General features: G+C 64.1%; 19 protein-coding genes. All 19 read left to right on the plus strand.

Features of this window, described 5'->3' with window-relative positions:
- Window positions 1–13: 13 nt before the first annotated feature.
- The 19 genes from ACZ5WT_RS08695 (at window position 14) to ACZ5WT_RS08785 (ending at window position 21,458) form a co-directional block, all read left to right on the plus strand.
- A complete protein-coding gene (locus ACZ5WT_RS08695) occupies window positions 14–790 on the plus strand; it encodes an SDR family oxidoreductase (RefSeq protein WP_464286971.1) in 777 nt (258 codons plus the stop codon).
- Window positions 787–1,848: a D-TA family PLP-dependent enzyme gene (locus ACZ5WT_RS08700; RefSeq protein ID WP_464286972.1), complete on the plus strand. Its 1,062-nt coding sequence runs from the start codon at window positions 787–789 to the stop codon at window positions 1,846–1,848. Before ACZ5WT_RS08695 ends, ACZ5WT_RS08700 begins: the two co-directional genes overlap by 4 nt.
- Before the next feature lie 241 nt (window positions 1,849–2,089).
- Window positions 2,090–3,094: a LacI family DNA-binding transcriptional regulator gene (locus tag ACZ5WT_RS08705; protein WP_464286973.1), complete on the plus strand. Its 1,005-nt coding sequence runs from the start codon at window positions 2,090–2,092 to the stop codon at window positions 3,092–3,094.
- A gap of 172 nt (window positions 3,095–3,266) precedes the next feature.
- Window positions 3,267–4,931, plus strand: coding sequence for an ABC transporter substrate-binding protein (locus tag ACZ5WT_RS08710; RefSeq protein WP_464286974.1), 1,665 nt, complete (start codon window positions 3,267–3,269; stop codon window positions 4,929–4,931).
- A gap of 99 nt (window positions 4,932–5,030) precedes the next feature.
- Complete coding sequence (locus ACZ5WT_RS08715; protein WP_464286975.1) at window positions 5,031–6,002, plus strand: ABC transporter permease; 972 nt, start codon at window positions 5,031–5,033, stop codon at window positions 6,000–6,002.
- A 109-nt stretch (window positions 6,003–6,111) separates the two neighbouring features.
- Window positions 6,112–7,056, plus strand: coding sequence for an ABC transporter permease (locus ACZ5WT_RS08720; RefSeq protein ID WP_464287177.1), 945 nt, complete (start codon window positions 6,112–6,114; stop codon window positions 7,054–7,056).
- Window positions 7,046–8,017 carry an ABC transporter ATP-binding protein gene (locus ACZ5WT_RS08725; RefSeq protein ID WP_464286976.1) on the plus strand — a complete coding sequence of 324 codons (972 nt, stop codon included), beginning with the start codon at window positions 7,046–7,048 and terminating at the stop codon, window positions 8,015–8,017. The genes ACZ5WT_RS08720 and ACZ5WT_RS08725 overlap by 11 nt, the downstream gene beginning before the upstream one ends.
- Complete coding sequence (locus tag ACZ5WT_RS08730; RefSeq protein ID WP_464286977.1) at window positions 7,999–9,009, plus strand: ABC transporter ATP-binding protein; 1,011 nt, start codon at window positions 7,999–8,001, stop codon at window positions 9,007–9,009. The genes ACZ5WT_RS08725 and ACZ5WT_RS08730 overlap by 19 nt, the downstream gene beginning before the upstream one ends.
- Before the next feature lie 135 nt (window positions 9,010–9,144).
- Complete coding sequence (locus tag ACZ5WT_RS08735) at window positions 9,145–9,699, plus strand: DNA-3-methyladenine glycosylase (protein WP_464286978.1); 555 nt, start codon at window positions 9,145–9,147, stop codon at window positions 9,697–9,699.
- A 232-nt stretch (window positions 9,700–9,931) separates the two neighbouring features.
- On the plus strand, window positions 9,932–11,782 hold the full coding sequence (gene recQ, locus ACZ5WT_RS08740) for a DNA helicase RecQ (RefSeq protein ID WP_464286979.1): 1,851 nt from the start codon (window positions 9,932–9,934) through the stop codon (window positions 11,780–11,782).
- 47 nt (window positions 11,783–11,829) lie between these two features.
- Entirely contained in the window at window positions 11,830–12,921 is a 1,092-nt protein-coding gene (locus ACZ5WT_RS08745; RefSeq protein WP_464286980.1) for a heparan-alpha-glucosaminide N-acetyltransferase, read from the plus strand.
- A gap of 158 nt (window positions 12,922–13,079) precedes the next feature.
- Window positions 13,080–14,936 (plus strand): ABC transporter ATP-binding protein, encoded by a 1,857-nt coding sequence (locus ACZ5WT_RS08750; RefSeq protein ID WP_464286981.1) that lies wholly within the window; start codon window positions 13,080–13,082, stop codon window positions 14,934–14,936.
- Window positions 14,933–16,831 carry an ABC transporter ATP-binding protein gene (locus tag ACZ5WT_RS08755; protein WP_464286982.1) on the plus strand — a complete coding sequence of 633 codons (1,899 nt, stop codon included), beginning with the start codon at window positions 14,933–14,935 and terminating at the stop codon, window positions 16,829–16,831. Before ACZ5WT_RS08750 ends, ACZ5WT_RS08755 begins: the two co-directional genes overlap by 4 nt.
- Window positions 16,832–17,117: 286 nt before the next feature.
- Entirely contained in the window at window positions 17,118–17,855 is a 738-nt protein-coding gene (locus tag ACZ5WT_RS08760) for a TSUP family transporter (RefSeq protein ID WP_464286983.1), read from the plus strand.
- 35 nt (window positions 17,856–17,890) lie between these two features.
- Complete coding sequence (locus tag ACZ5WT_RS08765; RefSeq protein WP_464286984.1) at window positions 17,891–18,802, plus strand: LysR family transcriptional regulator; 912 nt, start codon at window positions 17,891–17,893, stop codon at window positions 18,800–18,802.
- Window positions 18,803–18,866: 64 nt separating this feature from the next.
- Window positions 18,867–19,247, plus strand: coding sequence for a hypothetical protein (locus tag ACZ5WT_RS08770; protein WP_464286985.1), 381 nt, complete (start codon window positions 18,867–18,869; stop codon window positions 19,245–19,247).
- Between the two features lie 54 nt (window positions 19,248–19,301).
- Complete coding sequence (locus tag ACZ5WT_RS08775) at window positions 19,302–19,787, plus strand: copper chaperone PCu(A)C (RefSeq protein WP_464286986.1); 486 nt, start codon at window positions 19,302–19,304, stop codon at window positions 19,785–19,787.
- Between the two features lie 5 nt (window positions 19,788–19,792).
- Window positions 19,793–20,374 carry an SCO family protein gene (locus ACZ5WT_RS08780; RefSeq protein WP_464286987.1) on the plus strand — a complete coding sequence of 194 codons (582 nt, stop codon included), beginning with the start codon at window positions 19,793–19,795 and terminating at the stop codon, window positions 20,372–20,374.
- Window positions 20,375–20,537: 163 nt separating this feature from the next.
- Window positions 20,538–21,458, plus strand: a complete 921-nt coding sequence (locus ACZ5WT_RS08785) for a siderophore ABC transporter substrate-binding protein (protein WP_464286988.1) — start codon at window positions 20,538–20,540, stop codon at window positions 21,456–21,458.
- Window positions 21,459–21,491 lie beyond the last annotated feature (33 nt).

Here is a 21,491-nt window from a genome sequence, read left to right on the forward strand (position 1 = left end):
GGATAATCGGCAAATGACTGGCTCCGTGTTCGGTCTGAACGGAAAAACCGTCCTTATCAGTGGCGCCGGCGGGGGCATTGGCCGCTCGCTGGTCAAGAGCTTCCGCGAGGCGGGCGCGCAGGTGATCGGCGCCGACCGCGAGGCGTCCATGCTCGCGGGCCTCGATCTGGCAGGCATGGTCCTGTTCGATCAGGCCGATCCCAAGGGCACCCGCGCTGCCATGGAGCGCTATCTGGCCGATGCCGGGGCGCCCGACGCCGTGGTCTCCAATGCCGGCTTCACCCGCGCCGAGGTGCTCGATCATCTCGACGATGAAGTGTGGGCCTCCGAACTCGCGATCAACCTCAATGGCGCCTATGCCATGACCGACCCCGTGGTGGCCGCCATGGCCAAGCGCGGCAAGGGGAGCCTGGTCTTTATCTCCTCGGTCAACGCCATCGCTCACTATGGCAACCCGGCCTATTCGGCGGCCAAGGCTGGCCTTGTGGCCTATGCCAAGGCGATCGCCGTGGAGCGCGGCGGAAAGGGCGTCCGCGCCAACGTCATCTGCCCCGGCTCGGTGCGCACCCCGGCCTGGGATCATCGCCTGGAAGCCGACCCGACTTTGCTCGATAATGTGCTGCCGCATTACCCGCTGGGCCGCATGGTCCTGCCCGTTGAAGTGGCCAATGCCGCGGTGTTCTACTGCTCGGATGCCTCTTCGGGCATTACCGGCACGGTGTTGCCGGTCGATGCCGGGCTGACTGCTGGCAATCTGCGTTTCGTCGACGACGTCTTGAGGGGAAAATGACCACTATCAACGAACTCGATACGCCCGTCGTGCTGGTCGATCTGCCGCGCGTCGAAACCAACCTCAAGCGCGCGCAGGACTACGCCGACGCCCACGGGGTCAGGCTGCGTCCCCATATCAAGACTCACAAGCTGCCGCGCTTTGCCAAGCGGGCGATTGAGCTCGGCGCCATCGGCATTACGGTGCAGAAGCTGGGCGAGGCCGAGGTGATGGCCGATGGCGGCATCACCGACATCTTCCTGCCCTACAACATCATCGGGGCGGCCAAGCTGGAGCGGCTCAAGCGCCTGCATCAGCGCATCACCATCAAGGTGACGGCCGACAGTCCCGAAACGGTTGAAGGCCTGTCGAAGGCCTTTGCCGGCGTCACCCCGCCGCTCACCGTGCTGGTCGAGTGCGATACCGGCATGGGCCGTTGTGGCGTGCAGTCGCCTGCGGCGGCGGTTGCCCTAGCGGAGAAGATCGCCAATTCGCCCGGCCTGACCTTTGGCGGCCTGATGACCTATCCGGCGGCCGGGAAGGTGGAGCAGAACATCGCGTTTCTCTCCGAAGCCAAGGCCCGCCTGACACAGGCCGGTCTGCCGCCCGCCATCATTTCCAATGGCGGCACGCCCGATCTGTGGCGCGCCCACGAAGTGACCGACGCCACCGAGCATCGCGCCGGCACCTATATCTATATGGACCGTTCGCAGGTGGCGCGCGGCGTCGGCGGCTATGAGGATTGCGCGCTGACGGTTCTGGCCACCGTGGTCAGCCGCCCCACCGAAGACCGCGCCATCATTGATGCGGGCTCCAAGGCTCTCACCAGCGATACGCTGGGTCTCGATGGCTTCGGGCTGATCGAAGACTATCCCGAAGCGGTGATTGTCGGCCTCAGCGAAGAGCACGGCACCATCGATCTCAGCCGCTGCAGCACCAAGCCGAAAATCGGCGACAAGCTGCGCATCATCCCCAACCACGCCTGTGTGGTCAGCAACCTGTTCGATACGGTGACGCTGGTCTCGGGCGGTGATGTCATCGAAACGGTCAAGGTGGACGCGCGCGGTCGCGTCGACTGAGCGCTTTCAAGTAATACCACTTTTCCCGCAGTATTGCCCGCGCACTCATCTGTTCATGATGTGTTTGCGCGGGCGACGATGCATTTTATCACGTCATTAGAGTGGCTTGACGCCCCGGTTTGCTTGCTCGCGGCCTCTCGGATCAAAAAGATACGGGAGGCCGAGTGGTATTCTTGACTCTCCAGTGCAAACGATTTCATTTTATGGGATCGGTCCCACATTGGAGGGGGGTAGGGGCGGCATGGCGACCATCACCGATGTGTCGAAACGGGCAGGGGTATCCCGGTCCACCGTGTCCCGTGTCGTGGCCGACAACGGCTACGTCTCGGAGGCGAAGCGACGGGCCATTGAACAGGCCATCGCCGAGCTTGGCTATCGTCCCAACACCCTGGCCCAGGCCCTGCGCTCCAACCGCTCCAACATGATCGGGGCGGTGGTGATCGATATCGGCACGCCGCATTTCGCCAACCTGGTCTACGGCATCCAGCGGGTGTGCCGGGGGGCGGGCAAGTCGCTGCTGGTGTCATCCGGCTATGCCGAGCAGGACGGGGAAGCCAAGGCCATCATGGAGCTGGTCGACCGCTCCTGCGACGGCATCGTGCTCTATATCGAAAAGCCCCTGCGCGACGATGTCGCCGAAATGGTCCGCGCTGCCCGCATCCCCGTGGTCAGCATTGGCCGGCCAGTCTCAATCGGGCGTGGGCGGGTGAAGCTCGACAATATCGGGGGCGCATCGGCCGCCATGCGGGTGCTGCTCGATCATGGCCATCGCCGCATCGTGCATCTGTCCGGCCAGGCCGACTTCGGCGACACCATCGAGCGGCTCGAAGGCATTGCGATGACTCTGGCCGATTATGGCCTGGGCATGAGCGACATCCGCGTCATCAATGGCGAGTTCTCCGAAGAGTTCGGCTATGCCGCCACCACTGATCTGCTGAAGGCAGGCGAGGATTTCACTGCCATCTTTGCCGGTGACGACGACATGGCGGCAGGCGTGCTGATGGCGCTGCGCCACGGCGGCAAGTCGGTCCCCGGCGACGTTTCGGTCGTGGGTTTCGACGACACCTTTCACGCGCGGCACCTGGCGCCGCCCCTCACCACCATCAAGCAGTCGGTTGATGCGCTGGGCAGCGCAGCGGCCGAACTGCTGCTCGAATTGCTCGGCAACCCCATGGCGGGGCCGCTGCAGACCACCATCGGCACCAGCCTCGTCCTGCGCGACAGCGTGGGCCCGGCGCGGCCATAGCGAGAAGGAGAGGACCCGGTATCAAGCGCGCGCATCGGCACAAGCGGCACAGATCGCAGCTGACCCGGCGCGGGGAGAAGCAGAGTTCGGTACCGGCCCGGGCCGCTGCCGTCATAGGGATCAGGGGATCGGCGTCACATGAGGGTGTGGGCGATTCCGCAAAGGAGGAAAGATGAATAAGTTCAAGTCATTGACTATTCTGTCCAGCGCGCTGCTGGTCACCACGGCTGCCACTGCGCAGGCCGAAGTGGTGCTGCGGCTGCTGCCTTATCACACCGACGCAATGGTCGAGAATTACAATCCCAATAACCCGACCGGACCACAGCAGCGCACGCGCGACTTCACCTACGAGCCGCTGTGGATCGACAATATCTGGCACCCCGATCAGGACGCCCCGGGCCTGGCCACCTCGTTCGAGATTGCTGACGACCTCAAGAGCGTGACCTACAAGCTGCGCGAAACCAAGTGGAGCGACGGCGAGGATTTCACCGCCGACGACGTGGTGTTCACCTTCGAATACGCCAAGAAGCACCCCGACTATCCGATGGGCATCGACGTCTATAGCGCCGAGGCCGGCACCGGCAACGTCGTCAGCGCCGAGAAGATCGACGACCACACGGTCAAGTTCACCCTGCACGAGCCTGATGCGCTCGCCCGCTACGGCCTGGCCGGGGTCTATCCGCTGCCCGAGCATATCTGGAGCAGCGTCGACGACCCCAAGAATTTCGCCAATACCAAGCCGGTCGCCACCGGGCCGTGGACCGAGGTGCGCAACTTCTCGCGCAGCGGCTACGAAATCTGCCGCAACGAGCTCAGCCATTACAATGCCGACAACAAGGTCGATTGCCTGAGCTTCCCGCAGATGAACGGCAATGAGCAGACCGTGGCGGCGCTGTCCGCCGGTGAACTCGATTGGCTGGGCGATGGCCTCACGGATCCGGATGTGACCTTCCTGCCGCAGTCCGAATTCAACAATTACTGGCTGCCCGCCGGTTCGGACGTCAACCTGCAGCTCAACACCACCAAGGCCCCGTTCAACAATCTCGAATTCCGCAAGGCCATCTCGGTCGCCGTGGATCGCGATACGCTGGTCGATATCTCGACCTTCGGGCTGACCACCCACACCAAGTTCCCCATCGGCACCGGTGAAATGTACAACACCTGGTACGATGCGGCCGCGCTCGAGCCCTATACCTGGCTGATGCAGTACAGCCCGGAAAAGGCCGAGGAACTGCTCGATGCGGCCGGGTTCGTGGACAAGGACGGCGACGGCTGGCGCGACAATCCCGATGGCACGCCGATCGCCTTCGGCATTTCCATGCCCTCTGGCTGGACCGACTGGGTCAATTCCGGCCAAACCGTCGCGGAAAACCTGCAGGACGTCGGCATCAATGCCAGCCTCAAGACCATGGATGAGGGTGCCTGGTTTGACGCGGTTCCGCAGGGCAATTTCGACGTCTACGTGATGTGGACGAATGGCGGCCCAACGCCGTTCCAGCAGTACCAGCCCATGTTCAACGCGCGCCAGATGGTGCCCGGCCGCATTGACTTCCAGGCCATGCACCAGATGCAGATTCCGGGCATCGAAGAGGCGCTCAGCCGCTTCCGTGCCACCTCGGATCTCGCAGCGCAGAAGGCGGCGCTGACCGACGTGCACAAGCTTGTCGCCGAGAACGTTCCGGTCGTGTCGCTCTTCGCCAACCCGACCTGGTACGAATACTCCACCCGCCGCTTTACCGGCTGGGTCACCAAGGACGACCAGCGCTATCGCCCGCAGGTGCATGACGGCACCCGCGAGCGCGTGCTGCACGCCGTGTCTCTCCAGCCGATCGAGTAAGCTCCCGCGGCAGCCGGCGGACCCATCAGGGCCCGTCGGCGACTTCCATCCACTTCCTCCCCTTCAAGGGAGGGAAGATCGAGTTCGTGGGGAGCTTGGATGATCTTCCTGTTCAGACGCTTGGCCTTCTACATCGCCGCCTTCATGCTGGCGGTGACATTGAATTTCTTCATTCCGCGGCTGATGCCGGGCGATCCGTCCGCGCGCATCATTGCGTCGTTCCAGGGGCGGCTCAACGAGTCCCAGATCGATGCCATCCGCCAATCCTATGGCCTGACCGGCTCGCTCTGGGAGCAGTACCTGACCTATGTCGGCAGCGTCCTGCGGCTCGACTTTGGCATCTCCACGGTGCAGTTCCCCGAACCCACCGCATCGCTGCTTTTCTACGGCGCGACCTGGACGCTGGTGCTGGTGGGGCTGGCAATCTTCTTTGCCTTCATCATCGGTTCGATGATGGGCATTCATGCCGCCTGGCATCGTGGCGGGTTCTTCGACAGTTTCTTCACGCCGATCAACGTGATGCTCAATGCCTTCACACCCGCCATCGTGGCGCTGCTGCTCTTCTATGCCTTTTCGCTGCAATTGCAGTGGTTTCCGCTGGGGCGCGCGCACAGCACCAGCCTTCAGCCCGGCTTCACCTTCGAATTCATCACCAACGTGCTCTACCACGCGACGCTCCCCGTCCTGTCGATCTTCCTCGTCAGTTTCGGCGGCTGGCACCTTGGCATGCGCAACGTGATGATCAACCTGCTCAACGAGGATTTCGTCATCCTTGCTCGGGCCAAAGGCCTGTCCGACCGCCGGGTGCGCTACCGCTACGTCGCCCGCAACGCCATCCTGCCGCAGATCACTGCGCTGGCGCTGTCCATCGGCTTCCTGCTGGGCGGCGCGCTGGTGACCGAGCAGGTGTTCAACTATCCCGGCCTTGGCAAGTTCACCTTCACCGCCATCGGCGCGCGCGACTATTCCTTCATCCAGGGGCAGTTGCTGCTCCTCACGGTCTCGGTTCTGGTCGCCAACCTGCTGTCCGACATCGCCAATGTCATTCTCGACCCCCGCCTGCGAACCTGAGGAGAGGCCCGGAACGATGAGCGAAATAACCAAGACGCCATCCCTGCCGCTAAGCGGGCATGTCCCCACCGATCCCGACACGCTGCTGGCCCCCAGCCAGGACGAGTTGATGGCCGAACTGGGCATCCGCGCCCGCCCCGGCTGGACCAGCCGCCTGCCCAAGGGCCTCGCCGCCTTCGTCACCAATGGCAAGGGCATGGCGGGCGTGCTCATCCTGCTGGCGCTGATACTGACAGCCACCTTCGCGCCGCTGCTCACGCAATACGATCCCAACCGGCGCGCCGGTAAACCGCATGTGCAGCCCGGCTACGAGCATGTGCTGGGCACCACCCGCATGGGCAAGGACGTCTTCACTCAGCTCGTCTATGGCGGCCGCGTCAGCCTTGCGGTGGGCTTCGGCGCCGGGATTTTCGCGGCCCTGATCGGCCTCTCCATCGGCATCTCGGCCGGCTATTTCGGTGGCAGAGTCGACGACATCCTCACCTTCTTCGTAAATGTGGTGCTGGTGCTGCCGGGACTGCCGCTGATCATCGTCATCGCGACCATGGTGGAACAGGCCAGCCCCATGGTTATCGGGCTGGTGCTGGCCCTGACCGGCTGGGGCTGGGCCGCCCGCACCATCCGAACCCAGACCCTGGCCCTGCGCACCCGCGAATTCGTGCTCGCCGCCGAGCTGATGAACGAGAAGAAGTGGCGGATCATCCTGATCGAGATCTTCCCCAACATGCTCAGTTTCGTCATGGGCGGTCTGGTGCTCGGCACCATCGCTGCGATCCTGGCGGAAGCGGCGCTCGAATTCATCGGGCTGGGTGACCCCAATGCGGTCACCTGGGGCACCATGCTGTTCTGGGCGCAGCGCAATCTGGCGCTGCAGAGCGGTGCCTGGTGGGAAGTCTGGCCGCCCTGCGTGGCCATCATGGCCACCGGCGCGGCGCTGGTGCTGGTCAATTTCGCCGTCGACGAAATCACCAATCCCCAACTCAAGGCGAGCCGCAGGATCGGCAAGATCAGGCGCTTCCTCGGCCGCCGAGGGAGAAGCGCCGATGTCTTCTGAGCGCGTTCTGCTCGAGGTGCGCAACCTCACCGTCGACTATGTCGGGGACAATTCGGTGGCTCGCGCCGTCAATGGCATCGACTTCGATATCCGCGAGGGCGAGGCGTTTGGCCTCGCTGGTGAAAGCGGCTGCGGCAAATCCACCGTGGCCTTTGCGTTGGCCCGCCTGACGCGCCTGCCCGGGCTGGTCAGCGGCGGGCAGGTGCGGCTCGATGGCCAGGATGTGCTGAAATTCGACAAGGCCCGCCTCAAGGCCTATCGCTGGCGCGAAGTCAGCTTCGTGTTCCAGTCGGCGATGAACGCGCTCAATCCGGTCATTCCGGTGAGCGAGCAGATATTGGACGTGATCGAAACCCACGATCCCAGCCTGAGCAAGGCGGCGGGACGGGCGCGCGCGGTGGAATTGTTCGAACTGGTGGGCATCCCGCCACAGCGGCTTGATGACTTTCCGCACCAGTTCTCCGGCGGCATGCGCCAGCGCATCTGCATCGCCATTGCCCTGGCACTCAATCCGCGCCTCATCATCATGGACGAACCGACGACCGCGCTCGACGTGGTGGTGCAGCGCGACATCATCGAGCAGATCGTCGAACTCAAAAGTCGGCTGGGCTTTTCGGTGCTGTTCATCACGCACGATCTGGGCCTGATGATCGAGTTCTGCGACCGCATCGGGGTGATGTATTCGGGCGAACTGGTGGAAGTGGCGCCGGCCAGCGCCATCCTCGCCGCTCCCCAGCACCCCTACACCCGAGCTTTGGGCAACAGCTTTCCGCCGTTGACCGGCCCGCGCGCCCGGCTCGAAGGCATTGCCGGCACGCCGCCTGATCTTCGCTCCCTGCCCAGGGGCTGTCGCTTCGCCCCGCGCTGCCCCCATGCCATGGCGGTCTGCGGCGAGCAGGCACCCGAACTGCGCTTCTATCCCGAGCACCAAAGCGAGGCCGCATGTCACTTGCTGAACTAGAGCAGACCGGCGCCACCCCGGCCATTGGCCGCACCGTCATTGAGATGGACAGCGTCGACAAGGACTTTGTCATCGGCGGCTCCATCTTCAATTCGACCGTGCTGCGGGCGCTGTCCGGGGTGTCGTTGAAACTGGTGAGCGGCCGCGCACTGGCGCTGGTCGGGGAGTCGGGTTCGGGCAAGTCCACCTGCGCCCGCATGCTGGCGCGGGTCTATACGCCGACGCGGGGCACCATCACCTTTGAGGGCGAGGACATCACCGCCTTTTCCGGCAAGCGCCTGGGCCAATATCGCGCCGACGTGCAGATGGTGTTCCAGGATCCGTTCGGTTCGCTGAACCCCACCCAGACCATAGGTTATCACCTCGAACGGCCATTGCGGCTCCATCGCCCCGATCTCGGGGGGAAGGCGGTGCGCGAGGAAATGCTGGCGCTGCTTGATCGGGTCGGTCTGCGCCCAGCGGCCGACTACCTGCAGCGGCGACCGCATGAATTGTCGGGCGGTCAGCGCCAGCGCGTCGCCATTGCCCGCGCTCTCTCGGTGCAGCCCGTGGTTCTCCTGGCCGATGAACCCACCTCGATGCTCGATGTCTCGGTGCGGCTGGGCATTCTCAACCTGCTTGAGGACATGAAGGTGCAGCGCCAGTTGGCCGCGCTCTACATCACCCACGATATCGCCACGGCCCGCTACTTCGCCGAGGATACGGCGGTGCTCTATGCCGGGCATCTGGTGGAACAGGGCCCCAGCCAGGAGATTACCGAGCGCCCCCAGCACCCCTATACGCAGTTGTTGATCGAGGCGGTGCCCAATCCCAACCGCAAGATCGCCACCACCCGCACCCGCCGGGCCACCGACATTCCGCTCTGGACCGCGCAAAGCCGGGGGTGTCCCTTCGTATCGCGCTGCCCGCGCGTGTCCGCGGTCTGCAAGGAGGTGATGCCCGCGCCGGTCGCGGTGGGCGACGGACACATGGTGCGCTGCCACCACATCTAGTTTTGTGTGAGATACCCCCCACCTAACCGCCCCCTGTCAGGGGGAGGGACCGATCCAGTTCTGGGCGGGATCGCAGCCAATCACCGCACGAATCCCCCCTTCCAGGGGGAGGTCAGGAGGGGGTATGAGAGCTACATGACCCATCTCCCGCCCGCCTTTTTCGCCCGCCCGGCCCCAGAGGTCGCCCGCGATCTCATCGGGGTGACGTTGCTGGTCGATGGCATAGGCGGGCCGCTGGTGGAGGTGGAGGCCTATGATCCCCATGATCCGGCCTCGCACAGCTTCAATGGTCCGACCCCGCGCAATGCCGCCATGTTCGGGCCACCCGGCCATGCCTATGTCTACAAGATCTACGGCATCCACTGGTGTCTCAACTTCGTCTGCCAGCCCGGCAGCGCCGTGCTGATCCGCGCACTCGAACCCACCCACGGCCGTTTCGAGATGGCCGCGCGGCGCGGTGGCATGGGTGATCGGCAATTGTGCTCGGGTCCCGGCAAGCTCTGCCAGGCGCTCGGCGTCGATATCAGCCACAATGCTCTTGCGCTCGACGCGCCGCCTTTCGCGCTGTTCCTGGGTGACGCGCCCGCCGATATCGCCACCGGCCCGCGCATTGGCATCACCAAAGGCGTCGAGACCCCGTGGCGGTTTGTGCGGCGCGGCTCGCCCTTTCTCAGCAAGCCCCTCCGCTAGGGGAACCAATGGGCCTGCGCGTGGTTGACCTCCCACGAGGCCGGCGCGCGTCAACCGGACCTGGTGGTATAGGGAACGGGCTGGTTTTTCCGGTTTCCCGGCCCGGCCGACGCAATGGCAGCCGAGCCCTTGTCCCACCCGCGTCGCGCCTCAGCCGCTTTGCGCGGTGGATAGCCCCGCCATGCCATTGTGCCGCCTTGCGGCCCACCCACCCCTGTGATTCAAGGGCTGGGTGAGCACACTTGAGTCCAGCTTTGATTTGTTCGGCGAAGCCATCGTCGAACGGCCGCGCGATGCGCTGGGGGTGTTGCGCGAGGTTTTCGGCCATAAGAGCTTCCGCGGCCAGCAGGCCGACGTGGTCGACCATGTCGTCGGCGGTGGCGATGCGGTGGTGCTGTTCCCCACCGGCGCCGGCAAATCCATGTGCTACCAGATCCCGGCCATCTGCCGGCACGGCGTGGGCATTGTCATCTCGCCGCTGATCGCCCTGATGCGCGATCAGGTCGAAGCGCTCAAGCAAGCAGGCGTGCAGGCGGCGGCGCTCAATTCATCGCTCAGCGCCGAGGAATCGGCCGAAGTGCGGCGCCAGCTGCGCAATGGCCAGCTCGATCTGCTCTATGTGGCGCCCGAACGCGTGGCGACGCCGGGCTTTGCCAACATGTTGTCGGGCATCGATATTGCGCTGTTCGCCATCGACGAAGCCCATTGCGTGAGCCAGTGGGGCCACGACTTCCGGCCGGAATATCGCGAGCTGATCAAGCTGGTGGAACTGTTCCCCGGCGTGCCGCGCATTGCGCTGACCGCCACCGCCGATCCCACGACGCGCGAAGATATCATCGAGCGGCTGGGACTTGAGCAGGCTCAGGTATTTACCACCAGTTTCGATCGGCCCAACATTTCCTATTCGATCGTCGAGCGGGACAAGGCGCGCGACCAGCTGCTGGCTTTCCTTGCCGCTCACAAGGGCAGTTCGGGTATTGTCTATTGCCTAAGCCGCGCCAAGGTCGAGGACACGGCCGACTGGCTTTCGGGCAAGGGCATTCCGGCTCTGCCCTATCACGCGGGTCTGCCTGCCGAGATGCGCGCCGCCAATCAGGATGCGTTCCTCAAGGAGGAAAACATCTGCATGGTGGCCACGGTCGCCTTCGGCATGGGCATCGACAAGCCCGACGTGCGCTATGTCGCGCATATGGATTTGCCAGCATCTATCGAGGCTTACTACCAGGAAACCGGCCGCGGCGGGCGCGACGGCCAGCCGGCCGATGCCTGGATGAGCTATGGCATGGCCGACGTGGTGCAGCGCCGCCGGATGATCGACGAGGGCGGGGCGCCCGACGAGGTCAAGCGCCTCGAACATGGCAAGCTCAATGCGCTTCTGGGGGTCTGCGAGACGGCGGAATGCCGGCGCAAGGCCATTCTCAATCACTTCGGGGAAAGCCATCCGGGCAATTGCGGAAACTGTGATACCTGCCGTTCGCCGGTGGAAAGCTGGGATGGTACGGAGGCCGCGATCAAGGCCATGGCCGCGATCTACCGCACCGGCCAGCGCTTCGGCGCCGCCCATGTCATCGACGTGCTGATGGGCAAGGAAACCGAGAAGGTTCAACGCTTTAGCCACCAGAACCAGCCGGTTTTCGGCCAGGGCAATGACCTCGATCCCAAGACCTGGCAGTCGGTTCTGCGCCAGCTGACGGCCTCCGGTCTGGTGGTTGTCGACCACGCCAACCACGGTGCCCTGACGTTGGGCGAGGGAGCGCGGGCGGTGTTTCGGCGTGAGCGGACGGTGACCTTGCGCAAGGATCGGCCGAAGAAATCGGTCGAAGTGCGACGCTCGCTGGAGCGGGTGGCCAATATACCCGAACATGCGCGGCCGCTATTCGAGGCGCTGCGCGCGGAGCGGACCCGCATCGCCAAGTCGCAGGGCGTGCCGCCTTACGTGATTTTCCACGACGCGACGCTGCGCGCCATGGCGCTGGCCCAGCCGCGCCATCCCCATGATATGCTTAATCTTCCTGGCGTCGGGCAGGCCAAGCTCGACCGCTATGGCGAGGCGTTTCTGGCGGTCTTGGCGCAGCAGGTCTAGGCCTACGGAACCTTCCAATTCGCCGTTAGTTTCCTAACGTTGTCGATGTGGCTGCCAACACGCCGGCAATAGCGACACTGAGCGGGCGGGCGCTGGCCTCCTACGCCTTCCCGTTCGGTGTCGCGCTGTGGCATGGTGCAAGAATGACCGAGATTTCTGCATCGCGCCCGCGCTTCGCCATCCTCGATACTGCCCGCGGCATCGCCATTCTGGCGATGATTTTTTACCACTTATGCTGGGATCTCAGCTATTTCCGCTTCATCGCGGCTGACGTCGGCTACGATCCGGCCTGGGTCGCATTCGCGCGCAGCATTCTTGCAACTTTCTTGCTGTTTGCTGGCATTTCGCTGGTGCTAGGCCACGGCCAGGGCATCCGCTGGCGCAGCTTCTGGCGGCGCTGGATTTTCATCGTCGCCGGCGCGCTGGTGATCACCCTGGCGACCTGGTTCGCCTTCCCCGACAGTTTTGTCTATTTCGGCGTGCTGCATGCCATCGCCCTGTTCAGTCTGATGGGGCTGGCCTTCCTGCGGCTGCCCATAGTGCTGGTGGCTCTGGTCGCCGTCGTGATCATCGCGCTGCCGTTCTTTTTCTCTGATCCGCTGTTCAACGAGAAGGTCTGGAGCTGGATCGGCTTCTGGCAGGTGCCGCCGCCGACCAATGACCTAGTGCCGGTCTTTCCCTGGTTCGGCGTGACCCTGCTTGGGATCGTCGTGGCGCGGCTGATCCTGTCGTCCGGCCTGTCGCAGCGGCTGGCGGCGATTGCCCCGACCGGGCGTCTGCCGCGCCTGCTGGCGCTGATGGGGCGGTGGAGCCTTTTGATCTACGTGCTGCACCAGCCCATCCTGCTCGGGCTGATCTATCCGGCGGCCGCGGTGTTCGAGCCGCAGGTGGCGATGCGCGACGCCGATTTCCTGCGCTCGTGCCAGAGCACCTGCGAGGCAGGCGGCACCTCGGCGCCGATGTGCGTGACCTATTGCCAGTGCGGGCTCGAAGGGGTGATCGAGAACGAATTGTGGAGCGCCATGACGACGGGGCTGGTCAATGCCGAGGAGCAGGCGCTGCTCGATGCGCAGAACCGGCAGTGCTCGGCGCTGATCTATCCGTCCCTCAATTTCCCCGATCAACTACCGGCGCAGTAAAACGCGCAAAATCTTGCTCTTTTGGGTGCGATTCGATCTTGAATGGCACTGCGAATGGGGGTTGATTGTTCGGGCGAGTTGATTTGTCCGAACCGCGGCGCTGGTTGGCCCTTGCCCCGTTCGGACCCACACAATTTTTTTGAAGTCTGGATACTTCCTTGACCACCGACAAGGCTGGCCGCGTCCATTCACGCGGCGATGCACGGGTACATGTGGCTGCGGCTCATGCCGGCAAGGGCCACGGCCCGATCATGCGGATCACCCTCTATTCGTTGCGCCATCCCTGGCAGGCGACGGCGGCGATTGGTGCCACCGTTGTTGCCGCGGTGCTGCAATTGATGATCCCGCGCCTGCTCGGACATGCGGTGGACCAGGCGCAGGGCATCCTGACCACGGCGGCAGATGGCGCCGAACAAGCGCTGTTCTGGACCGCAATGATGCTGCTGGGCGTCTCGGTGGCGCGCGGCTTCTTCACGCTGCTGCAGAACTATTATTCGGAGTCCGTCGGCCACCATGTCGGCTATGAGCTGCGCCTGGCCTTTTACGACAAGGTGCAGCGGCTCTCTTATTCCTACCATGACAAGGTCCATAGCGGTGACCTGATCACGCTCGGCCTGCTCGATCTCGATGGCGTTCGCATGTTCTTTGCCACCGGTTTCGTGCGCGTGGTGCTGCTGTCGGTACTGATCGGGGTGGGCGCCTATATGCTGCTGACCACCGATGTGGTGCTGGGCCTGCTGGCGCTGAGCTTCGTGCCTTTCGTCGCTTGGCGCTCGTCGGTTGCGCAGCTGACTTTGCGCGCCACCTGGGTTGTGCTGCAGGAAAAACTCTCGGCGCTGAGCCGCGTGATGGAAGAAAACCTCGGCGGCATCCGCGTGGTGCGCGCCTTTTCCGGCCAGAAGTTCGAGCTGGACAAGTTTGACGCGGCGTCCCGGGATGCCCTCAAGCTGGCGCATGAACGCGTCGATGTGCGCGTGCGCAATACCAGCGCCATGACCTTCTCGTTCTTTGCGGCCATGGGGCTGGTGCTCTGGGTCGGCGGCAACAAGGTGATCGCGGGCGAGATGAGCGTCGGTACGCTGGCGAGCTTCCTGACCTTCATGACCATTCTGCAGATGCCGGTGCGCCAGCTCGGCCTGATGGTCAACTCCTTTGCCCGTGCCTCGACCTGCGGCGAGCGCTTCTATGCCTTCCTCGACCAGCCGGTGGAAATCGCCGATGCGCCCGGCGTGCCCGACCTCAAGGTGACCGAAGGCACGCTGCGGTTCGAGAATGTGCAGTTCACCTATCCCGGCGCCAACTATCCGACGCTCGACGGCGTCAGCTTTGAGGCCAAGGCCGGCCAGACCATCGGCATTGTCGGCGCGCCCGGCAGCGGCAAGTCGACCCTCGCCCACCTCATTCCCCGCTTCTATGACGTGACGGGTGGCCGGGTGACCATCGACGGCCAGGACGTGCGCGAGGTCAGCCTGCAATCGCTGCGCCGCGCCGTCGCGGTGGTGCAGCAGGACAGCTTCCTTTTCACCACGACCATCGAGAACAACATCGCCTATGGCGATCCGTGGTCCAAGGAAACCAAGATCGAAAAGGCCGCCGAAAGCGCGCAGCTGCACAGCTACATCATGGGCCTTCCAGCAGGTTACGACACGGTGGTGGGCGAGCGCGGCGTGTCGCTCTCGGGCGGGCAGCGCCAGCGCCTGTCGATCGCGCGCAGCCTCGTGCTGCGGCCGGCCGTGATGGTGTTCGATGACTCGACGGCCGCGGTCGATGCGGGCACCGAGCACCGCATCCGCAGCGCCATTCGGCGCTATGCCAAGGACCGGGTGACGCTGGTGATTTCGCACCGGCTGAGCTCGCTGCTGCATGCCGACACGATCCTGTTCCTCGACGAGGGCAAAATCGTCGAACAGGGCAGCCACGAGGAATTGCTGGCGCTGGGGGGCCGCTATCGCGCGCTCTATGACCTGCAGACCCGCCCCACTGAAGATATCGAACTCGGGAGCGCGGCCCAATGAGCGCTGTGGAAGAAGAAGATCGCGAAGTCGCTGCCTTTCCGGGGCAGCGCCCGCCACGCGCCAGCGTGGGCAGCCATCGCATCGAGGAAGAAGTGTTCGGCAAGGCCTATGATCCGCGCACGGTGCGCCGCATCTGGGCCTTCGTGAAACCCTATCAGACCAAGATTTATCTGTCGGTCGCGGCAGTGCTGGTGTTCACGGCGACCCAGCTGGCCATTCCCCTGATCATCGGCATGGCCATCGACAGCGGCATGACCCAGGGCGGCAATGCCGAGAACCTGACCTGGGCCGTCGCCGCCTTTGCAGTGGCCGTGGTGGTCAATTTCGGCGCCTCCTGGGTGCAGGAAAGCCAGGTGGGCAAGGTGGCCGAGAACGTGCTGTTCGACATGCGCCGCGCCATGTTCGCCCAGCTGCAGCGCGTCTCGCTGAGCTTCATGGACAAGACCGAAGTGGGCCGGCTGATGAGCCGGTTGCAGGGCGACGTCAATTCCATGCAGGAATTCCTCGAAACCTCGGTGCTGTCGGTGGGCGACGTCGTCCTGCTGTTCGGCATCGTCTTCGTGCTGCTCTCGCTCGACTTCCGGCTGGGCCTGCTGACGCTCTCGACAATGCCCATCCTGTTCGTGGTGCGCATCTTCTGGCTGCCGCCGGCCAAGCGCGCCTTCTGGGCGGCGCACGAGACCAATTCGATCACCGCCGGCGCCATGGCCGAAGGCATCAATGGCGTGCGCACCGTGCAGAACCTCGATCGCCAGAAGGTCAATTTCGACCTCTATGACGACAAGGCCTATCACAACCTGCAGACCCAGCTGACCGGCTCGCGCTATGCGCAGGTCATGGTGCCGATCGTCGACACGCTTACCGGCATCGCCATGGCCATCGTGGTGGTGGTGGGCGGCTCACTGGTGCTCAATGGCGGACTGGAGATCGGCGTCATTGTCGCCTTCATCTTCTACATCCAGCGCTTCTTCGACCCGATCCGCTCGCTGACCATGCAATATTCGATCATGCAGCGCGCCATGACCTCGGGCCGCCGCATTACCGAAGTGCTCGACGTGCCCGCCTCGATCACCGACAAGCCCGATGCCGTGACGCTGACCCGCGACATGGATGGCTCCGTGGAATTCCGCGACGTGGTGTTTGGCTATGCCGCCGACCGCCCCGTGCTCAAGAATGTGAGCTTCAAGGTCAATCCCGGCGAGACAGTGGCCCTGGTGGGCCCGACCGGTTCGGGCAAGACTTCGGCCATGTCGCTGGTGCACCGCTTTTACGAAGTGCAAGGCGGATCGGTGATGGTGGGCGGCCACGACGTGCGCGACGTGACCCAGGAATCGTTGGGCGAGCAGGTGGCCATGGTGCTGCAGGAACCGTTCCTGTTCACCGGCAGCATTTTCGACAACATCCGCTACAACAAGGCCTCGGCTACGCTCGATGACGTCATCAAGGCGTCCAAGGCGGTGGGCGCGCATGAATTCATCGAACGCCTGCCCAATGGTTATCACAGCATGCTCGAGCAGCGCGGCTCCAACCTGTCGCTGGGCCAGCGGCAGTTGCTGAGCTTTGCCCGCGCCCTGGTCGCCGACGCCAAGATACTGGTGCTGGACGAAGCCACGGCCAATATCGACTCCTACACCGAACGGCAGATCCAGAAGGCGCTGCTGACTTTGCTGGAAGGCCGCACCGGCATGGTGATCGCCCACCGCCTCGCGACCATCCGCGGTGCCGACCGCATCATCGTGCTGCAGAATGGCGAGCTGATCGAGACGGGCAATCACGACGAGCTGATGGCCAAGGAAGGGCTCTACGCCAAGCTCTACAACATGAACTATGCCAGCTTCGACGACATCCCCGACGAGATGGTGGCTCAGGCCAACGCAAGGGCGGCGAGCACGTAAGGGGCGTCTTGGCTTCGGTGGGTGGAATACCCCCACCCTCATTCCCTCCCCACAGGGGGGGGAGGGAAGCCTGTTCGGTGGGTGGGGCACCCACCGGGTCACCCCGGCCTTGAGCCGGGGCCCATCCTGAGATCGCGAAATGGATCCCGGATCAAGTCCGGGATGACACCGCGCATGTGAGAATCTCGCGAACCAGGTCCACCAGCTTCGGCACCCGGCCTTGCCGCATCCGTCATGGCGCGGCGCGCGGCTTGGGCGCATGAGTGGGGCAGTTGGGGAGACATTCATGAGCCTTGCGGTGGCCGGCACTCTGTTGCTGGCGGTTTTTTTGACGTCGACGCTATCGGGCGTGTTCGGCATGGCGGGCGGGCTGGTGCTGCTGGCCATTTTGCTGATGGTGCTGCCGGTGGGCACGGCCATTGCGGTGCAGGGCGCCATCCAGATCATTGCCAATGGCTCGCGGGCCTGGATGTCGCGCCAGTTCATCGACTGGAAGGTGCTCGGCGTCATCCTGCTCGGTCTGCTCGCCGCCGGGCTTCTGCTGCTGCTGGTGCGCTATGAGCCGACGCTGGCCGCGGTGTGCATCGCCATTGGCCTGCTGCCCATCGTGTTGTGGATACCGCCGCACTGGCTGTCGCTCGATGCCAGCAAGCCCCATCACGCCTTCATCTGCGGCTTCATGGGCGGGGCGCTGAACCTGACCGTTGGCGTGGCCGGACCGACCATCGATATCTTCTTCATCCGCACGGCGATGGACCGGCGGCAGATCATCGCCACCAAGGCGGCGACGCAGGTAGTGTCCCATGCCGCCAAGGTGGTGTTCTACTGGAATGCCACGACGGTGCTGACCTCGTTCGAATGGGCCGCCATCGCGCTGGCCGCGCCTTTCGCCATTGCTGGCACCAGCGCCGGCCACTGGATTTTGCAGCGGCTGACCGACGCGAATTTCAAGAAATGGACGCGCCTGATCGTCACGGCCATCGGGATTTTCTACATGGCGCGCGGCCTGAGCTTGCTGAACTGACGCCGATGAGTATGGTGCCGATTCAGGGAGACCCCATGGCACCATTTGATAGCGTCACCGCAAGACTGATCCTGCTGCTGGCCGAGACCGGCTCGATAGGCCGCGCCGCCGAGCGCGAAGGCATTGCCTCCTCGGCCGTCAGCCGCCGCGTGTCCGATCTCGAAAGCCGGCTCGGCGTGGTGCTGTTCGATCGCTCGGCTCATGGCGTGCGGCTCACCGATGCGGGCGAAGCCTATGCCGAAGGGTGCCGCACCGTGCTGCGCGCCATTGCCGACCTCGATGCGGTGATGGCCGATTTTGGGTCGGGCGCGCGCGGCGACCTGCGGCTGGCCTGTACCAGCGCGGCGCTAACCGGGCGCCTGCCCGAACTGCTGGCCCGCTATACGACGCGCTATCCCGGCATCGTGCTCAACATCCAGGAAATGTCGACGGCCAAGGCCCTGCTGGCGCTGGACGAGGGGCGCGCTGATATCGCTATCGTCTCGGACAATTACGATTTCTCGCGCTTCGAGATTCGCGCCTTCGAGGATGAGCGCGTCTGGGTGCTGGCGCCGCCCGATCATCCGCTGGCCGCCCAGATCGAGCCGCGCAAGGACATTTCCTTCAACACCGTGATCGATCACCCGATGGTGGGCATCCACCAGACGGGGGCGCTCGATCGTCTCGTCGGTGAAGCCGCCGGCAAGAACGGCAAGGCGCTGGTGGAGAATGTCCGCGTCGAGAGCTTTCCGGCGCTGGTGCGCATGGTCGAGGCGGGGTTCGGCATCGGCTTCCTGCGCTCGACCAGTCTCCACCTGCTGGCGGGGACCGACCTGGTCTGCGCGCCGCTGGCCGAGCCCTGGGCGCTGCGGCAGCTGCTGGTGGCCCGCCGCAAGTCGACGCCTTTGTCTGCAGCGATGAAGAGTTTCCTCGCGCTCTGCGCCGAGACCTATGTCCCGGCGGTGTGAGCCGCGACAAATGCGCCCCAAAAGCGATCTTGAGCCGGGCGCCAAAGCCGCCTAGGAAGGTTTTATGTCCAACACGCGTCACATGAGCAGAGAGATCGGAACGGCCCTGGCCGTGCTCGCGATCTATTTGCTGACGCTGCTGGCGCCGATGCATCATGCGCGGGCCAGCCAGCTCGGCTTCGCCGAACTGGGCTATGCCACGATTGAAGCCAGCTGGGTGCTGTGTACGCCCGCGGGCGTCGATGCCCCCGATAGCGACGTCACCATTGCCAAGTGCCCGGCAACCGGCGTTGGCAAGACCGACCTGACGCCACCGGCGTCGTCTGCACTGCCCACTCATGATCGCGTGGCATTGGCCGCGCCGCTGCTGGCGCCGGCACAGAGCTTCATACCCGCCATATTGACCGCCCCCGGCGGTCCGCGCGCGCCTCCGGTTCTGGTCTGACCTCACGGCCCCCTTGCGGGCCACCCAGACCCTTTTCAAACCGGAATTAAGCACATGATCCGCATGCTCAGCGCCGCCCTCGTGGCCGCCACCCTCGTCGTTGCACCCGTTTTTGCCCATAATGGCGTCATCCATCTGGGGCCCATCAACATCTCGGCGCCCTTTACCCGCGCCACCCTGCCAAACGCCCCGGTGGGCGGTGGCTATCTGACCATCGAGAATACCGGCACCGAAGCCGACCGCCTGATCTCGGCGAGCTCCGAAGTCGCTGCCGACACCCAGATCCATCAGATGGCCCTTGAGGGCAATGTGATGAAGATGGGCGAGGTCAAGGACGGCATCGAGATCCCGGCCGGCGAAACCGTCGAGCTGGCCCCAGGCGGCTTCCACATCATGTTCATGGGCCTCAAGCAGGCGTTCGTGGAAGGCGAGAGCATTGCTGTTACCCTGACCTTCGAAAAGGCCGGTTCGGTCGAAGTGATGCTGCCGGTCGGCGCCCCGGCCGCTGACGCCCCGGCCGCTGGCGGGCATGCACACTGATGGGCATGCGCAATCTTCGCATCGGCCTGTGGATCGCCGTCGCCGCTTTGGCGATCGGATCGCTGATCGCCGTCTTCCTGCCGCGTCCGGAGCCGGAAAGCACGTTCGGCGTGGCGCAGTTCGACCTGGTCGATCAGACCGGTGCGCCGGTGGACGAGACGGTCTTTGATGGCCATCCCTCGCTGCTGTTCTTCGGCTTCACCCATTGCCCCGATGTGTGCCCGACCACGCTGGCCGAAATCAGCTCATGGTTCGAAGCGCTGGGCGACGAAGGCAAGGCACTGCAGGCCTATTTCGTCAGCGTCGACCCCGAGCGCGACACCCCCGCCATTCTGGGTGACTATGTCAGCTGGGCCGGCGAGCGCGTGACCGGCATTACCGGCGAGCCCGCCGAAGTGGCCAAGCTCGCCAAGGCCTGGGGTGCGTTCTACGAAAAGTCGCCGCTCGACAATGGCGACTACACCATGAACCACACTGCCTCGGTCTTCCTGCTGGACAGCAAGGGCGGCTTCCAGGGCACCATCGCCTATGGCGAGGGCGCGACCAGCGCTTTGGGTAAGTTGCGCAATCTGCTCGCAAAATCCTGACAATCCAGCATGGCCCGGGCCTCTCCGGGCCATGCTTTGAAAATATGAAGAAAAACGTCATATAAGGCTTTGACTCACGGATGCCGTGCGGCTAGTAAACCGGACAAGCGCGGTCATGATTAGATCGCGTCCCAGTTTCAACCCCTCTGGATTGGAAGCATCCGTGAAGCTCAACACCCAAGCGATCATTGCCGCGCTTGTCGCCGGCGCCGTCTCGTTCTCCGCCTCTGCTGCCATCGCGCAGGACAAGGTGATCACCCATGCTGCGGGTGAAACCACGATTTCGGGCGTGCCGGAAAAGGTCCTGGTGCAGGATTGGGCCGCGTTCGACAATCTGAGCGCAATGGGTGTGGCTGTTGCCGGCGTTCCGGCTTCCAACGCCCCGGCTTACCTGCAGCCCTTCCTGACCGCTGACCAGATCAAGATCGGTTCGCTCCAGGAGCCCGATTTCGAAGGCATCGCTGCTTCCGAAGCCGACCTCTATATCGTGGCTGCCCGTTCGCGCACCGCTTACGAAACCGCCAAGGACATCCTGCCCACGCTCGACATGTCGGTCGACAACGGCGCGATGATCGAAGGCGTCAAGAAGAACCTGGCAACCCTGGGCGAAGTCTTCGGCAAGCAGGACAAGGCTGCCGAACTCGGCGCTGCGCTCGATGCCAAGGTCGCTGAAGTCGCTGCTGCCGCCAAGGACAAGGGCACCGCTCTCGTGCTGGTCACCAATGCCGGCAAGCTCGGCGTCTATGGTCCGGACTCGCGCGTGTCCTGGATCTACAACGAAGTTGGCGTTCCCTCGGCCCTGGCTTCGGTCAAGGACGGCGATCATGGCGGCGATGCTGTGACCTTCGAATTCCTGCTCGAAATGAACCCTGACTGGGTGTTCGTGGTCGATCGCGACGCCGGTGTCGGCGAGAATGGCGGCGCCGCTGCTGCCCTGCTCGACAACGAGCTGTTCAACCAGACCAGCGCTGCCAAGGCCGGTCACGTTGTCTACCTCGATCCGCAGGCCGCCTACATCTCGATGAACGGCTATGCCGCCGTCAACCTGCTGCTCGATCAGGTTCTGGCTGGCTTCAACAGCTAAGCTTAGCGTAGTGAACTCCCCCGGCAGCCGACA

The organism is Devosia sp. T2-14, from assembly GCF_055397495.1.

What these genes read in the sequence shown, in the direction of transcription:
- ACZ5WT_RS08695 (WP_464286971.1), top strand. Translation starts at nt 14, where the DNA reads ATGACTGGCTCCGTGTTCGGTCTGAACGGAAAAACCGTCCTTATCAGT.
- ACZ5WT_RS08700 (WP_464286972.1), top strand. Translation starts at nt 787, where the DNA reads ATGACCACTATCAACGAACTCGATACGCCCGTCGTGCTGGTCGATCTG.
- ACZ5WT_RS08705 (WP_464286973.1), top strand. Translation starts at nt 2,090, where the DNA reads ATGGCGACCATCACCGATGTGTCGAAACGGGCAGGGGTATCCCGGTCC.
- ACZ5WT_RS08710 (WP_464286974.1), top strand. Translation starts at nt 3,267, where the DNA reads ATGAATAAGTTCAAGTCATTGACTATTCTGTCCAGCGCGCTGCTGGTC.
- ACZ5WT_RS08715 (WP_464286975.1), top strand. Translation starts at nt 5,031, where the DNA reads ATGATCTTCCTGTTCAGACGCTTGGCCTTCTACATCGCCGCCTTCATG.
- ACZ5WT_RS08720 (WP_464287177.1), top strand. Translation starts at nt 6,112, where the DNA reads ATGGCCGAACTGGGCATCCGCGCCCGCCCCGGCTGGACCAGCCGCCTG.
- ACZ5WT_RS08725 (WP_464286976.1), top strand. Translation starts at nt 7,046, where the DNA reads ATGTCTTCTGAGCGCGTTCTGCTCGAGGTGCGCAACCTCACCGTCGAC.
- ACZ5WT_RS08730 (WP_464286977.1), top strand. Translation starts at nt 7,999, where the DNA reads ATGTCACTTGCTGAACTAGAGCAGACCGGCGCCACCCCGGCCATTGGC.
- ACZ5WT_RS08735 (WP_464286978.1), top strand. Translation starts at nt 9,145, where the DNA reads ATGACCCATCTCCCGCCCGCCTTTTTCGCCCGCCCGGCCCCAGAGGTC.
- ACZ5WT_RS08755 (WP_464286982.1), top strand. Translation starts at nt 14,933, where the DNA reads ATGAGCGCTGTGGAAGAAGAAGATCGCGAAGTCGCTGCCTTTCCGGGG.
- ACZ5WT_RS08760 (WP_464286983.1), top strand. Translation starts at nt 17,118, where the DNA reads ATGAGCCTTGCGGTGGCCGGCACTCTGTTGCTGGCGGTTTTTTTGACG.
- ACZ5WT_RS08765 (WP_464286984.1), top strand. Translation starts at nt 17,891, where the DNA reads ATGGCACCATTTGATAGCGTCACCGCAAGACTGATCCTGCTGCTGGCC.
- ACZ5WT_RS08770 (WP_464286985.1), top strand. Translation starts at nt 18,867, where the DNA reads ATGTCCAACACGCGTCACATGAGCAGAGAGATCGGAACGGCCCTGGCC.
- ACZ5WT_RS08775 (WP_464286986.1), top strand. Translation starts at nt 19,302, where the DNA reads ATGATCCGCATGCTCAGCGCCGCCCTCGTGGCCGCCACCCTCGTCGTT.
- ACZ5WT_RS08780 (WP_464286987.1), top strand. Translation starts at nt 19,793, where the DNA reads ATGCGCAATCTTCGCATCGGCCTGTGGATCGCCGTCGCCGCTTTGGCG.